This is a genomic window from Winogradskyella vidalii (assembly GCF_013403955.1).
Classification (GTDB): Bacteria; Bacteroidota; Bacteroidia; order Flavobacteriales; family Flavobacteriaceae; genus Winogradskyella; species Winogradskyella vidalii.
This window is the reverse complement of record NZ_JABFDG010000004.1, coordinates 119362-136653: the sequence shown is the minus strand read 5'-3', so window position 1 is coordinate 136653 and position 17292 is coordinate 119362. Positions and strand designations below refer to the sequence as shown.

Here is a 17292-nt window from a genome sequence, read left to right as displayed (position 1 = left end):
GTGTATAATTGTGATTATAATATTAATTTGCTCTTGTCCTTATTGGGGCAATGAAATTAGTAATTCAGTTTTAAACCTATGTGCAATTTGGCTAAATATAAAATAGGATTCGTCCTCATAATTTGTTTTCAGTGTCTGCTACAAGCACAAGTTTCACGATTAAATTTTGAGCAAATTAATTATGATGAAGACTTTTCTCCAAGTATGATTTCTAGTTTGGTGCAAACTAAAAAAGGTTTTATTTGGATAGGAACTGAGAATGGTTTGTTTAAATATGATGGTTACAGTTTTAATAGGTATGTAAGAGATAAAAATGAGGGGAGTTTAAGTAATAATCACGTGAATGTGATTTTTGAAGATAGTGAAGGCGATTTATGGATTGGTACCAATCACGGTGTAAATAGATTTAATAAAGATTCCAATACGTTTAGTTTTATTAATATTTCACTCACTAAGGGCGGTCGTAATTATATCAGTTCGTTTGTTGAAGATGGAAATAATAACGTTTGGGTTGGGACGTTTGGTGGAGTTAAAAAACTAAATAAGAATGAAAGCCTTTTAGAAAAAGTATCCAACGATTCTAATTTTATTCTCAACCGAAGTCGTGTGCTGTCATTATTTTACGATGAAGATTACGGTATTTTAATGGGAACAGCACAGGGTTTACAAGCCTTTGACCCAGAAACTAATTTACTGAATACCTTGCCTAGTGCTTTTCTAAGCAATCCTGAATTTTTAAAAGCTAAGATTTGGAAAATAGTAAAGGAGTCAAACGGCGATTTATGGTTTGGAACAGAGACAATGGGTGTCTTTAAGTATGCTAAAGAAAAAGATGTTTTAGTACAATTTGTACATAACGCTGAAGCTGAGAATTCAATTTCTTCTAATTGGATAAATGATATTATTACAGTAAATGAGCATACGATTTGGTTTGCTACTCAAAATGGCTTGAATGTTTATGATAAAAAGACCAAAAATTTTACCAAATACAAGCATAATGCATTAAACACGAGTAGCCTTATAGATAATAATTTACAGTGTTTTTTAAAAGACAGAGATGATTGTTTATGGATTGGTACAAAGTCTGGAGCAATAAATTTTTATAATAAAGCCAATTCAAATTTTACAAATATTGGAGAAACGGTTTACCCAAATTTTGGATTAAATCATACAGTTGCAACCGCTGTTATTGCAGATGGTGAGAATGATTTATGGGTTGGCACTTATGGTGGTGGACTTACACATCTTAACTTTAAATTGAATGTCTCTAACCATTATATGGTAAATGAAAAGGCAGAACGTAAAACCAAAAATCTAATTACTGCTCTAGCCAAAAAGAACGAAGACCATTTTATTTGTGGCACCTTTAATGGCTTATTTGATTTTGATAAAAATAGCAAAACTTTTACTTCTATACCATTAGCTTATGAAGGTTCTATAGCGAATGAGCGGCCTATAACATCGCTTGTTGTAGACCGAGATATAATTTGGGTAGGCACCGACGGTAATGGACTTAAGAAAATATTACCAGATGGAACTATTGAAAATTATTTAGCAGATGGTTCGCCTGGTGGCTTATCAGATAATTTTATTATCGATTTAGAAAATAGGAAAAACGGTATTTGGATCTCTACTCAAAACGGACTAAATTATTTTGATAAAGCGCTTAATAAGGTAACTAAAATTTATAAAACAACAACAGAACCTTCTATAGGAAACAATAGTTTAACAGCTTTGTTTACAGATTCTAAGGGTAGATTATGGATTGGTGGTGATTATGACGGCCTTTTTTATTTTGATGAATCAACGGAGCGTTTTTCAGTATTAAATAAGGATAAAGGATTTACAAATGCTTCTATTCATAGTATTTCAGAAGATGCAGAAGGGAATTTATGGGTGAGTTCAGAAGACTTTTTATTCAGAATAAAGTTTAATAGTTCTTCTAAAAAAGTTAATTTTAATACAGCAGAAATCAGTAAATTTTCTGAAAAAGATGGGGTTTCTGTAAAGCAATTTTCTCGTAATGCTAGTGTTTTATTTAATGAAAAGCAGCTTGTATTTGCTGCGGTAAAAGGGATCACTATTTTTAATCCTTCCGTTATATACAAAGCGCCCAATGAAAATGAAATTGTATTAACAACATTAATTGTTAATAATGAAATTGTAGAATCTAGTGAGGACAATTCAATTCTTCAAAAGCCTATTTCTGAAACATCAAACATTGTAATTAATTACGATCAAGGGTATATAGGCTTAGAGTTTAGTAGTTTAAATTTTATAAATCCCAGAAAAAGTAAGTACGCTTATAAATTAGATGATGATTTAAGAAACGATAATTGGCATAATACAGGAACTCAAAACAGAATAAACCTGTCTAATTTAAACCCTGGAGATTATTTACTGTCTATAAAATCTACTATTGAAGACGGCAGCTGGAATCCAAATATAAAAACGTTAGGAATTACGGTATTACCGCCTTGGTGGAAAACTTGGTGGGCAAATTTGGCGTACTTGCTTTTGTTTATTCTAGTTGTTTTAATCATTGTGAAATTTATAAACAATAGAGTAAAACTGAAACGGAAATTGTTTTTAGAGCATGTAGAAAGTGAACGAAAACAAGAAATGTTGAACATGCAACTCAATTTCTTTACAAATATTTCTCATGAGATAAGAACACCCTTAACTTTGATAAAAGGGCCTATTGAAGAATTATTAGAAAACTCGGATAATACTCCAAAATCAGAAAGTAAATTAAAGACGATACAGCAAAACTCGGATCGTTTATTAAAGTTAGTTAATGAACTATTAGATTTTAGAAAAGCTGAAAAAGGACACATGCGTATATATTGTGAAGAGCAAGATATTGTAGCCTTTTGTTTTGAAATATATGAGTCCTTTAAAGGTCTGGCGGCAAAGAAAAACATAGAGTACAATTTTGTTTTAAATTCTAACTCAATAAAAGTGTTTTTTGATAAAAATCAAATGGAAAAAGTGGTTTACAATCTGCTTTCTAACGCCTTTAAATTCACTAAAAAGAATGGAAAAATTGTATTTGCTGTAGAACAAATTCATACCGGAAATAAGAAAGTCTTAATAAAGATAAAGGATAATGGTATTGGAGTTCCTGAAGCAAATAAAAGCAATATTTTTAATCGGTTTTTTCAAGTAGATGATAGAGGTGTTCATAATATGGGAAGCGGTGTAGGGCTAGCGTTGTCTAAATCAATTGTAGAGTTACATAAAGGAAAGTTAGTCTTAGAAGAAGAAAAAGAGTCTTGGGCTAATACCGTATTTCAGATAGAATTACTTCTGGGTAAAGCGCATTTAGATGATGATCAAGTTGATGATGAATTAAATTTGGGTAAAACCGTTATTGATGCCGACTCTAATGCAAAGACACCTGTTACAGCGCACGAGAATTTTGAATTCGAATACACGGCATATGATCCTGATAAGAAAACAATTTTTACTGTAGAGGATAATGATGAGGTAAGAAAATTTATCGCAGGCGTTTTAATTGAAAGCTATAATGTTTTAGACTTTTCTAGTGCTAAGGAAGCAATCAGTTATATGGATAAAGAAATTCCAGATTTAATAGTATCTGACATTATGATGCCAGAAATGGACGGGTTACAATTTTGTAAATACATAAAAACAAACGAGAGTACCAATCATATTCCTGTTATATTGCTAACGGCTAAAGCTTCAGTAGATAATAAGGTGGAAGGTTTATCTATAGGGGCTGATGCTTATATCTCAAAACCCTTTAGTACTAAGGTGTTATTGCTAAGTGTGCAAAACTTATTAAAATCTAAAGAAATTTTTAGACAAAAATATAGTGGCAATTTTATCGTAGATTCTGATCTCGATAAGTTAACGACACCAGAAGAGTTGTTCCTTAAAAAGCTAATGAAAATCATTGAAGAAAACTTAGAAAATCCCGATTTTGACGTGAGTATGTTGGTCGATAAAATAGGGATGAGTAGAACAATTCTCTATAAAAAAGTAAATTCATTAACTAATCACTCCGTGGCCAGCTTAATAAAACAGCTGAGATTAAAAAAAGCAGCAGAAATTATTGTTAAAACAACATACCCTATTTCTGAAATTGCATTTATGGTTGGTTTTAATGATCGCAAACACTTTAGTAGAGAATTTAAAAAAATATACAACCATTCCCCTTCAGCATATAAAAAACTTCAAAGTGAGGCTGAAAATTAAAAGTGTTTTATCAATTTTATAAGGTTTTTATTACAATTTAGGGGTTGTATTTGCATTTTGTTTAATGTTAAATATTTGTTTTTTAGTGTTTTAACATGCAAACACATTCACACCCCTTGAAACGCATATTCAAACACCTAAAAATTTATTTTATTCAATCATATTTGTGTGCTACATAATATAACGCAATTAACTTCCATGATAAGATGAAAAATAAATTTATAATATCTAGATGTACCAAAACACTACTTTTTACATTGCTTTGTACGGTGTTCTCAAGTGTTTATGGACAAAGCAAAACAATAACAGGTATCGTTATAGATAATTCAGGTGTACCATTGCCTGGTGTTAATATTTTAATTGATCAAACGACAACGGGAACCCAAACAAATTTTGATGGCGAATATACACTACAAGTAGAGCCAGAAGATGTAGTGGTCTTTTCTTATCTCGGATTTAAGACGATGAAAATCACTGTTGGTACTCAAAATGTAATTGATGTAACTTTAGAAGAAGATACCGCAGCACTTGAAGAAGTGGTGGTTGTGGGCTACGGAACAAAAAAGAAGAGTGATATTATTAGTTCTGTGGTTACCGTAGATAATGACGACTTAGTAAAGGTGGCAACTTCAGATGTTGGAGAGATGTTAAGAGGTAAAGCTGCTGGTGTACAGGTCACTTTAGCGAGTGGTGCTCCAGGGGGATCGTCTACAATACGAATTAGAGGTCAAAACTCAATAAGTGGTGGTAATGATCCTATTGTTATTGCAGATGGTGTGCGTATTGGTAGTATAAACGATATAAATGCTAACGACATTGCATCTTTAGAGGTCTTAAAAGATGCTGCAGCACAAGCTATTTATGGAGCAAGAGCTTCTAACGGTGTTATTCTTATTACAACTAAACGTGGTAAAGAAGGCAAAGTCTCTGTATCCTATAATGGTTTTTCAGGGATACAAACCATCAATAGAAATTTTGATATCTATAGTGGTGAAGAATTTGCACAACTAAAACGAGAAGCTTTTAGAACTAATAATGGCGGTGAATATAGATTAGATGAAGATATATTTTCTGGTTTAGAATTGGCAAGTATACAAAACCAAGATTATATAGATTGGGAGGATTTAGTACTAAGAACTGGTGAAACACAAAACCACGCGATAAACATATCGTCTGGAACAGAAAAATTTAGAATCTTTAGTAGTGTAAATTATATCAATACTAAAGGTGTAATCCCTAACTCTAGTTATAATAAAGTTGGTTTAAGATTAAATGCCGACCAAAAAATAAATGATTGGTTAAACATCGGTCTAAATACCTCATTTCAATTTTCAGAAACTAATAATCCTAATAATGATGGGGTAATTTTAAATGCATTGACCACAGCGCCCTTAGGTAGCGTGTACAATCCAGATGGATCCTTACGTTATTTGCCTGGTGGATTTGAAGAAAATAAAAATCCATTAATTGACTTAAATGAAACCACAAATGTTACAGACCAAAGAAATGATATCTTAAATGTATTTGTAGATATATCTCCTATTGAAGGGTTAAATTATAGAGCTAATTTAAGTAGAAGGTCATGGAATTATAAGCGTAAGTCATATAATACTACGCAATCGTTATCAGGAATTGCTAACAATGGTCAAGGTAGTGGGTCTATTCAGTATCAGGATAACGTAGAGTGGCAATTAGAAAACATTATCACTTACGACTTTGATATCAATGAAGTTAATCATTTTGGGCTTACAGCAGTGCAAAGTATATCTGAAACCACGTATAATAATTTTCAAAATGTGGCAGAAAGAATACCAAATGATATTTTAGGTATAAATGGTTTAGAAGGTGCTTTTTTAAACACACCGAGTATAAGTGCCAATACTAGAGGTATTGTTTCTGCAGTGGGAAGAATAGAGTATGATTACGATAACAGATACTATTTTACAGTTTCAGGTAGAGCTGATGGCTCTACAGTTTTTGGAAGAAATAATAAGTGGGCCTTTTTTCCTGCGGCAAATTTCGGTTGGAATGTTCATAGAGAAACCTTTTTAGAAAATGCAGAAGCTATTAATAATTTAAAACTAAGATTTAGTTATGGTAGTGTAGGAAACGAAGGAATCAGTCCTGGGCAAAGTCAAAGTACAGCCGATCAGAGAGATTACATTATAGATGGTAATCAGGTGTCTGGTTATGTGCCAGGAACAACATTGCCAAATCCAGATTTACGTTGGGAAACTTCAACCACGTTTAATGCTGCTGTAGATTTTGGACTATTTAACAACAGAATCACGTCTACAATAGAATATTATAATACGAGAACAAAAGACCTTTTAGTGAGTGAACAGTTAGATCCTTCTTCGGGTTATAATTCAAAGCTTACTAACATTGGTGAAATTGAAAATCAAGGTCTAGAAATTACTTTAAATACCGATGTGGTAAGAAATGAAAATTTTAATTTAAATCTTGGAATGTCTTTCACTAAAAATCAAAACAAAATTATTAGCCTCTATGGAAGAGATGAAAATGGCGATGGTATTGAAGACGATGACATTCTTAATAGAAGATTTATAGGTGAAGAAATAAATGTGTTCTATCAATATCAACCGATAGGTATTTTTCAACAAGGTGAAGATATTGTGAATTCAGCGCAACCGACAGCACTTCCTGGAGATGTAAAATTACGAGATGTAAATGGCGATAATGTTATAGATGATGGTGATCGTGTGATTGTTTCTCAGTCGCCAGATTGGTTCGGAACATTGTCTATTAGTGCAGACTATAAAGGCATTGATTTCTCTGCTGATATATATACAGTGCAAGGCGTAACCAGAGATAATCCCTTTTTATACGGTTATTTAGAAGGCGGTTCATTACGAGGAATTAAAAACGGAATTAAGCAGAACTATTGGACGCCAGAAAATCCTGGTGGAGATTTCCCAAGACCTAGAGAAGGTAATGATCCTGATAATATATATTCATTAGGATTGCAAGATGCTTCCTATGTTAGATTACAAAATGTGACTTTAGGATATACACTACCAAAAGAACTATTAAGTAGCTTAGGATTAACAAAATTAAGAGTTTACACAACTGGAAGCAACTTAATAACCATTACAGATTTTCAATCTTATAGTCCTGAGAGAGACCCTAGCGATTATCCAGAAGCGGTAACTGTAGTTATGGGATTACAAATAGGATTTTAAACATAAAACATTAAAACATTTATTATGAAAAATACTAAATATCTATTATCACTTTCAATGTTAATAGCAATAATGCTGTTTTCTTGTGAGGATTTTCTTGAAGAAGAAATATTAGATGAAGTTTCAGTAGATTATATTTATAATTCACCTGAAGGATTAGAAGTTGGTGTTAATGCATTATATAATAGAATGCGAATTTATAATTCTCCAAGTGGCGATAATGATAACTTAAGAGCAAATGTGTTCTTTTTAGCAGCGACAGATTTAGGCTTGCACAGAACATGGTTTACGCCTTATGGGGCTACAGAACATACACCAGCGAGATTCCCAGCAGATAAGTGGAACAATGCTTACCGAGTTATAGATAGAGCTTCTGCTATAATTACGAGTGCAAGATCTGTAAGTATGGATGCTGATGCTAAAAATAAATTGGTAGCACAAGCTAAAGTTATTAGAGGCGAATTGTACCTCGATTTAATTAGAATGTATGGGACTATAATTTTAGATACTGTACCAACCACTCCCGAAAATATTAATGACCCAGTAGTTTATGAAGCTGCTACCGAAGAGGCTGTTTTTGGAGTCATCAATCAAGATTTAGATTTTGCCATCGAACATTTAGATTGGCAAGATCAAATAGGTCGCTACCGCCAAGGTGTGGCAAGACACTTAAGGGGTAAATCTGCTATGTGGACTGGTGACTGGCAAGAAGCCGCTGATCAGTTTGATGCAATTGTTAATAACGGAACACACGATTTAGTTAATATAGATCAAGTCTATGGCGCAGATGTAAATCACCAAGAAGCTTTATTTGTTTACCAAAGAGATCAGTTACTTGGCGAAGGTGATGCCCTTGCTGGAGGAGGCGGATTTTGGTTAGGAAGTGTATTTAACCAAAGACTTTACGAAAAGCAATCGGGCTCAGATCCCGTAGCAGGTAACGAAGTCATCAATAGTGTCGAATATGGTGGGCAGTCCTTAGGTTGGTTCTTTCCTAATAGTTATTTAGAATCCTTATATGACACGGCAACAGATTTGCGTTTTACAACTTATTATTGGCCAAAGGACTATACAGATTATTATGTAAATAACCCAGAGCATCCAAATTTTGGACAACCCATTACAGAACCAGAAGACAATTACAGAAGATTTCACTGGAGCTTAAAAAAATACGCCGATTTTGAAACCAAATTACCCAACACATTAGAAAGTTATAAGGACTATATGTATTACAGATTTGCTGAAACCTTACTGCTAGGTTCTGAAGCTCATGCTAATCTTGGAGAAAATGGTATTGCCTTAGAATATCTCAACAAGGTAAGACGTAGAGGTTATGGCTTAGATCCTAATGCAGCAGCGCCTAGTGTAGACTTCCCCTCATGGAATTTAGACGATTATTTAGAAGAATCAGCAAGAGAGTTAGCTTTTGAAAATAACAGATGGTTTTTATTAAAACGTTTAGGCTTATTAGAAGAACGCGTTTCTATGTATTACAGAAACGGTGATAATTCTACGGCAGAAGCTAATGATGCCGCAAACAGCGCAACACCATTTCAACCGCATTTTGTGAATTGTCCTATACCTCAAAGTCAAATTGATATTATAGGTGAAAATGCATCACAGTTTAACATTGGATATTAAGATTTAAAGAAGACATATGAATTACAGAAAAATTATTTTCGCACTAATAGCGATCACAACAATCAGTAGTAATGTTTATAGTCAAAAGACCATTCAAAATGTCTTTGATAGAGAGGCTATAAGTTTAAATGGTTCATGGAATTATATCATTGATCCTTATCAAATGGGCTATTTAGATTATAGACAAAAACCATTTGATGAAAGCAAATCGGGTAAAGGTGGTTTTTATGATAATCTTCATAATGTCTCAAAAGAAACTAAAGTAGAATACGATTTTAGTAATGAGCCAACCTTAGATGTTCCCGGAGATTGGAACTCACAAGATCAACGTTTACTTTTTTACGAAGGTACTTTATGGTACAAAAAGGACTTTGTAGTGAAGCCAACAACAGATAAAAACTACATCCTTTATTTCGCTGCAGTAAATTACGAATGCCACGTCTATCTTAATGGTAAAAAGTTAGGAACGCATAAAGGGGGCTTTACACCATTTCAGTTTGATGTCACTTCTAAACTTAACGACGGTGAAAACTTTGTAGTTGTTATGGTAGATAATACAAGAAAGAAAGATGAAGTGCCAACCATTAACACCGATTGGTGGAACTACGGTGGGATTACAAGAGATGTATTATTGGTAAGCACACCAAAAGAATATATCAATGATTATAAAGTTCAATTAGCAAAAGATAATAAAAAAGTAATTGAAGGATTTGTAAAAGTAAAGGGTATTAACACCAGTCAAGATGTTGTGGTAGAAATCCCTGAATTAAAGATTAAAACGACCTTTAAAACCGATAATCAAGGGTTGGTTAAGTTTAATATTCCAGTAAAGAAACTCACGTATTGGTCACCTAACTCACCAAAACTCTACGATGTAAAAATAACGTCTAAGTTAGATGAGGTTGAAGACAAAATTGGGTTTAGAACCATACAAACGGTCGATAAAAATATTCTGCTTAATGGCAAATCAATATTTTTAAAAGGCATCTCTATTCATGATGAAAACCCATTGTTAGGCGGACGATTAAGATCTGATGCAGACATGAGAATGCTACTCACTTGGGCTAAAGAATTAGGCTGTAACTATGTGCGTTTAGCGCATTACACACACAATGAAAGAATGGTGCAATTAGCAGATGAAATGGGCTTATTAGTTTGGGCAGAAGTTCCTGTGTACTGGACCATCTCTTGGACCAATGCAGAAACTTACGCTAATGCAGAAAATCAATTAGCTGTTGGTATAGAACGCGATAAAAACAGAGCAAGTGTAATTATTTGGTCTATCGGAAATGAAACACCTGTTAATGAAGACCGAAATGTTTTTATGGGGAAACTTGTAGATAAAGTAAGAGCGTTAGACGACACAAGATTAGTCGCAGCAGCTTTAGAAATTGAACGCGAAGGTTATAAAATTACAGTAGAAGATCATTTAGGAGACAAACTAGATTTGGCTAGCTTTAATGAATATGGAGGTTGGTATTGGTCTAATGCAAAAGAATTACCAAAATATTCTTACGATATTAAATTCAACAAACCCGTAATTATATCAGAATTCGGCGCAGGTGCCTTAGCGGGTTTTCATGGCGATGACGATACGATGTGGAGTGAGGAGCACCAAGAGTTAATCTATATTAATCAACTTGAGATGCTAGATAAAATGGACGGATTAAGAGGAATGACCCCTTGGATTTTAGTCGATTTTAAATCCCCGAGAAGACAGAATCCTGTATTTCAAAACTTCTGGAATAGAAAAGGATTAATTTCAAATACCGGTGAAAAGAAAAAGGCATTTTTCACTTTACAAGAATATTACAAGAAAAAAACCAAGCAATACAAATAGTATGAATTATTTAAGAAAAATGTACGTTATGAAAAACAAATTAAAAATTTTCACATTCTTAATTCTACTCACATCTTGTGCTTGTACAGAGGATGAAAAAATAGTATTTGTAGATGGTGATACTTTAGATGAATCTCCTATAGATTCAGAATTTCCTCGTGCTAAAGAAGTCGTTTTAGAAATGGGTGCTGGGTTTAACTTGGGTAACACGTTTGATAATGGTCAAAACGAAGCAACATTTCAAGCCTCAAAGCCCGTATTAGATTTGTATATCAGTGCTGGTATGACTCATGTAAGAATCCCAACCACGTGGATGGATCGTTTTGAGGGAGATCATATGGCCGATGCCGATGGAAATATCAATACCAATCACCCCAGGTTTTTAGAATTGGTTCAACTTATCGATTATGCATTAGATCAAGATATTTATGTGGTTCTTAATACACATCACGAATCTTGGTTAAAAGATAATTATGATGGTAGCGAAGCTTTCGATTTAAAGTTTCAAAACTTATGGACGGGAATCGCCACGTATTTTGAAGACCGTTCTAATCATTTAATCTTTGAAGTGCTTAACGAACCAGAAGGAAATTTAGGTGAGTTTGATGGCGACGGACCTTTCCCTGATCCAACAGATGCAACAGCTTTAGAGTACACAAGACATCTTAATAATGTAGGGTACGAAGCGATAAGAGCAACAGGTGGTAATAATACAACACGTATTGTTATGGTCGGTGTTAATAGTCAAGGTAACGCCCTATATATCGATGAAGTTTACCCAAATCAAATAAGTCTTCCTGGGGAAGGTGCAGATGATTATTTAGCCATACAGGTGCATAGCTATTCACCATGGGATTTTTGTGGAGAGATAGGGAGCAATGCCGCTTTTCCTGGTAATTCATTCTTTGAGCAAGGCATTCAAGATGTTAGTGTGCACGCCTCATTATTAGATGTCGCCATTAATTATGGTGAATTTGGTGTGGGTAGAGAATCTAATCAAAATGAAAGAAATACACCACTTGTTAGAGGGTATTATAAAACCGTAGCAGATGCTACTTTAGGTCAATCGATGTCATACACCGTTTGGGATGACCGCGGATGGTTTAGATTAGTTAATGATGAAGCTACTGATTTTTCATATGATATTATCCCTACGATGCTTGATTAATCTTAATTTGTAAACTTATAAAAGTCTGTGAACGTATTGTGTTCACAGACTTTTTAATATACTGTAAGGCGAAAATTCAATCGTATTTCAAAACAGAGTTAACCCTTCTAAAATCTTTTTTATGTTTCTAAAAAATAAATTATTTGCACTCTTAATCATAAGCGTATTAGGTCATATTAATCAGAATGTTTACGCACAATCAAAACCCTCGGAATTAAACACAGAACAAAAAATAGATGCTTTGTTAGCCCTCATGACGGTTGAAGAAAAAGTGGGGCAATTAAATCTGTACAACGGGTTTTGGAATGTCACTGGGCCAGCGCCAGAACATGGTGGTGCAGCCACTAAATACAAGCATCTAAAAAATGGTTGGGTTGGTGCAATGCTTAATGTTAGAGGTACAGAAGAGGTAAATAAAGTACAACGAATTGCGGTTGAAGAATCGCGCTTAGGTATTCCGCTTTTAATAGGATTCGATGTTATTCATGGCTATAAAACCTTAAGTCCAATTCCTTTAGCAGAGTCGGCTAGTTGGGACCTCAAGGCTATAGAAGCATCGGCACGTATTGCAGCTATAGAAGCCTCTTCAGCAGGAATCAACTGGACGTTTGCACCAATGGTAGATGTGTCTAGAGATGCACGTTGGGGACGGGTAATGGAAGGCGCAGGCGAAGACCCTTTTTTAGGGAGTCTTATTGCAATAGCGCGCGTAAATGGGTTTCAAGGAGATGATTTAACGGATGCCAATACCATTGCAGCCTGTGCTAAGCATTTTGCGGGTTATGGATTTGCGGAAGCCGGAAAAGAATACAATACCGTAGATGTTGGTCTTTCTACACTTTACAATACCATTCTACCACCTTTTAAAGCAGCTCAAGAAGCAGGTGTGAAGACCTTTATGAATTCGTTTAATGATTTAAATGGAATTCCTGTAACAGCAAGTGAATTTTTACAAAGAGACATCCTAAAAAATGGATGGGACTTTAATGGCTTTGTGGTTTCAGATTGGGCTTCTATGAACGAATTAATTGCTTGGGGTGTGGCTAAAGACAAAAAAGAAGCGGCAAAATTAGCGATTACTGCAGGTTCAGATATGGATATGGAAGGACATGTGTATATCAAAGCATTGGCAGATTTAATAAATGAAGGCACTGTAGATGTGCAATTACTTAATGATGCTGTAAGAAGAATTCTTCGAGTTAAGTATGAATTAGGATTGTTTGATAATCCGTACAGATACGGCAATAAGAGGGATGAAGAAAAACGAACTGGTAGCCAGTCGCATCGCGAATCGGTGTTAGATATGGCTAAGAAATCCATTGTATTATTAAAAAATGAAGGCGACCTTCTTCCTCTAAAGAAAAAAGGACAACGTATTGCATTAATAGGCGATTTGGCAAATGATAAATCGAGCCCTTTAGGAAGCTGGAGATTAGCTTCAGATGATGAAACTGCGGTGTCTGTATTAGAAGGAATGCAGAAGTATAAAGGCAATACGCTTAACTTTAGTAACGGTCCAGAAGTGTTTAAAGGCACATCCACTTTCTTAAAAGAATTAGATATAAATACTACGGATTATTCAGGTTTTGAGGAAGCTGTGGAAACGGCAAAAAATGCGGATGTTGTGGTTATGGTACTTGGAGAACACGGTTTTCAGAGTGGTGAAGGCCGCAGTAGAACAAATTTAGAATTACCAGGATTACAACAAGAATTACTTCAAAAGGTTTACGAGGTAAATCAGAATATTGTATTGGTCCTAAATAATGGTAGACCCTTAGCTATAACTTGGGCGGCAGAACATATTCCTGCTATAGTTGAAGCATGGCAATTAGGAACCGAAACTGGTAATGCCGTAGCACAAGTGTTGTATGGTGATTACAACCCTAGTGGAAAATTACCAATGACGTTTCCTAGAAATGTAGGGCAAATGCCAATATATTACAATTACAAAAACACAGGACGTCCAATTGATAAGGATAATAATGTGTTTTACTCGCACTATTCCGATGTTGATAAAACGCCACTCTTTGTTTTTGGCCATGGACTGAGTTATACAACATTTAGCTATTCTAATTTATCGGTCTCAAATACCTATAAAACGAATAAGGAAATTACAGTAAGTTTCGATGTGAAGAACGCCGGAGAGGTTACCGGTAAGGAAGTCGCGCAATTGTATATTAGAGACTTAGTCGGCAGCGTATCAAGACCCGTTAAAGAACTTAAGGGTTTTGAATTGGTAGAATTAGAAGCAGGTGAATCAAAACGAATTACAATAAAACTGACGGAGAAAGAACTCGGGTTCTATAACAATAAACAAGAATTTAAAGTGGAGTCTGGCGACTTTAAAATATTTGTTGGTGGTAGTTCCGAAACGGTTTTAGAAGCTGATATCGAGCTCTAATAACTTCAAAATACAAGATTGTTTAAAACCGAAATAGCAACGTTGAGCAACCTTGTAATTTAAAAATAATAGTCAAACCAAATCTAAAATTTAATAGTTCAAAAAAATGAAAAAAAGTGCGTATTTACTCTTAATTGCAGCAGTTTCTGCATTGGGTGGTTTATTATTTGGTTATGATACGGGTGTTATTAATGGCGCTCAATTTTACCTCACAGAACATTTTGATTTAAGTGATGGTCTAAAAGGTTGGGTTGTTGGTAGTGCGTTACTAGGGTGTTTTATTGGGGCTATAGTGGCAGGTCCGTTGAGTATTAAAATAGGTAGAAAATGGTCTTTAATTATTTCAGCCATCTTTTTCTCCCTATCGGCATATGGTTCAGGCTTACCTGATATATTTCCGCAATCGGTGAGTATGTTGGTGTTTTTTAGAATTATTGGTGGCTTAGGTATTGGGATCGCCTCAATGAATGCCCCAATGTATATCGCTGAAATAGCACCTTCAAATATTAGAGGACGTATGGTGACCTATTACCAATTGGCTATTGTCATCGGTTTTTTTGTGGTGTTTTTAGCGACGTATTTTATCGGTAATAATTTATCGGTTGCAGAAAATATAGAATTTGGGTGGAGACGCATGTTTTGGTCAGAATTAATTCCAAGTCTTTTATTTTTAATCCTCTTATTTATAGTACCTAAAAGTCCAAGGTGGCTCGCCTTAAAAGGAAAAGATGAAGACGCGCTTAATATTTTACAGAAAATAAATGGCGAGGATAGCGCGGCAAAAGAGATGCTACTGATAAAAGATTCTTTAAAGGAAACAAATAAAGGGACTAAGGTCAATTATTTTTCTAAAGCTATTTTGGTCATTATAGTAATTGGTACAGTACTGTCAATGCTTCAACAATTTACGGGGATTAATGCGGTGCTCTATTATGGGGCAGATATTTTTGAAAAATCTTTAGGCTTCGGGAAAGAAGATGTCCTTGCGCAGCAAATACTATTAGCGTTTGTAAATTTAGTATTCACATTTGTGGCCATGTTTACTGTAGATAAGTTCGGTAGAAAACCGCTTCTTTATATTGGCTCTATCGGGATGATTATAGGATTTCTATTGTTAGGCGTAACCTTACAACAGCAAAATGTTGGAATGTTATCTTTAATAGGTGTGCTTATTTTTATAGGGGCTTTTGCCTTGTCCATGGGACCTGTAGTTTGGGTGTTATTATCAGAAATGTTTCCTAATAAAATTAGAAGTGTAGCCATGTCAGTTGCCGTTGCAGCACAATGGGCGGCCAATTATATGGTTTCCCAATCGTTTCCGGTTGTCATGGGAAGTGAGGCTAACAATAGTGCCCCTTGGAATGGCTCTCTGCCTTATTTTATATTTGTAGCTTTTATTTTAATTATCGTTTTTATCACCTATAAGTTTATCCCCGAAACAAAAGGGAAATCCCTTGAAGAAATTGAAAAATTTTGGGAATAAATTTTGATGTTTTTTATAGATGCCTACACTAATTAATACGATTTGTGAGTAAATAATGCTCTATTCTAATTAGTTTAAATATAGGTGCGACCAAAAAAGCCTCAACAGCAATGTTGAGGCTTTTTTGGTATATTTATTTCAATGAGTTGTTGCTACATTTTATATAGTCCATCGATAGACAATTTTTATTTTATCAATAACATTTCTTTTTTTTACTAGCATTAAAGGCAGATTCTACTGATTTTGTTTAATTAAGTATAAGGACTAAAAATCTATATCCTTAACCACATATTTATGCTCATAATATAATTAAAGATAGTTTTAATAGCTTAATTTCACCCCTTACTAAAGGTCAGTAAATTCATACATTTAAAAGAAGGTTTTTAAGGGTAGAAGTTTTAAAATTAATCAAACAATAACAAATAAATGATGAGGACTATATTTTTAGCATTAATAGCTATTTTTTTATTTACAGCGTGTTCCACAGAGGATAACGATAACAGTTTAAATGATGAGCAATCACAGATATTAGGAAAATGGTTTTTTGATAACCCTAATAATAACCCTTCCTGGAACAATTCTTTTACATTCAATTCTAATGGTAATGTAACCTATTCTTTTTGGGATGGCGTTGATGGAAGTAATAACTACGACAGCGAAACAGGTACTTTTAGTTTTGAAGGAGATATTATGACTATGGTTTTTCCTGAAGGAGTAAGCTTAACTTTTGTTCAAAAAGTGGTTTATATTAATGATAATGTAGTAGAGTTTCAATCTACTGGCGTAACTGGTGAGGAAGCTTACGATGGAGATTATTTTAGGGAAGGAGCTGCTAATTATGAAACCCCTGATGATGGGGTAAGGATAGTCGCTTTTGATACCGGTAATGTTTTAAACTCGGGTTGGGGTTCTAGTTGCTATGGTTTATCCTCAACGGAAGACAATATCAATGTAAAACTCACTTTTTTATCCGATGGAGAAGAAGTATATACTCAGAATTATTCTCAAGAATCAGGCTACCAAATTCATGAAGTTGTAGAACTAACAGGAGATGTGATTTCTGTTAAGTTAGAATTATTAGATTTTAACCCTGCTATTTTAGATAAAGATATTATTATCTATGATATAAGTGTAGCCATAGAAAATGGCGTTGAAACTCTCATTACAAGTGAGTATCTCGGAGAATTGTACTATTGTACGGATTCAAGATATGAAGTGGTGTATACCTACAATAATACTAATGATACGTCTAGCATTGAAGAGCAAACCCATTCCTTTTAATTAATTGAATAATAATTGAGGTTAATAAATCACTTACTGTGGCTCGTAGCTTAA

8 protein-coding genes are annotated in these 17292 nt (G+C 34.3%); all 8 read left to right on the top strand.

Translation table 11 applies throughout. From position 1 onward, the window contains the following. Positions 1-78 precede the first annotated feature (78 nt). The 8 genes from HM982_RS11040 to HM982_RS11005 all read left to right on the top strand — a co-directional run bounded on the left by HM982_RS11040 (position 79) and on the right by HM982_RS11005 (position 17238). Positions 79-4221: a hybrid sensor histidine kinase/response regulator gene (locus HM982_RS11040; RefSeq protein WP_179353231.1), complete on the top strand. Its 4143-nt coding sequence runs from the start codon at positions 79-81 to the stop codon at positions 4219-4221. Positions 4222-4427: 206 nt separating this feature from the next. Then, positions 4428-7424, top strand: a complete 2997-nt coding sequence (locus tag HM982_RS11035; protein ID WP_179353230.1) for a SusC/RagA family TonB-linked outer membrane protein — start codon at positions 4428-4430, stop codon at positions 7422-7424. Positions 7425-7448: 24 nt separating this feature from the next. Beyond that, positions 7449-9065, top strand: a complete 1617-nt coding sequence (locus HM982_RS11030; protein WP_179353229.1) for a RagB/SusD family nutrient uptake outer membrane protein — start codon at positions 7449-7451, stop codon at positions 9063-9065. Positions 9066-9081: 16 nt separating this feature from the next. Continuing rightward, positions 9082-10905: a glycoside hydrolase family 2 protein gene (locus tag HM982_RS11025; RefSeq protein WP_179353227.1), complete on the top strand. Its 1824-nt coding sequence runs from the start codon at positions 9082-9084 to the stop codon at positions 10903-10905. A gap of 28 nt (positions 10906-10933) precedes the next feature. Further along, entirely contained in the window at positions 10934-12073 is a 1140-nt protein-coding gene (locus HM982_RS11020) for a glycoside hydrolase family 5 protein (protein ID WP_179353226.1), read from the top strand. 121 nt (positions 12074-12194) lie between these two features. Next, positions 12195-14474 carry a beta-glucosidase BglX gene (bglX, locus tag HM982_RS11015; protein ID WP_179353224.1) on the top strand — a complete coding sequence of 760 codons (2280 nt, stop codon included), beginning with the start codon at positions 12195-12197 and terminating at the stop codon, positions 14472-14474. A 106-nt stretch (positions 14475-14580) separates the two neighbouring features. After that, positions 14581-15957 carry a sugar porter family MFS transporter gene (locus tag HM982_RS11010; protein ID WP_179353222.1) on the top strand — a complete coding sequence of 459 codons (1377 nt, stop codon included), beginning with the start codon at positions 14581-14583 and terminating at the stop codon, positions 15955-15957. 429 nt (positions 15958-16386) lie between these two features. Beyond that, positions 16387-17238 (top strand): hypothetical protein, encoded by an 852-nt coding sequence (locus HM982_RS11005; protein WP_179353220.1) that lies wholly within the window; start codon positions 16387-16389, stop codon positions 17236-17238. Positions 17239-17292: the final 54 nt, after the last annotated feature.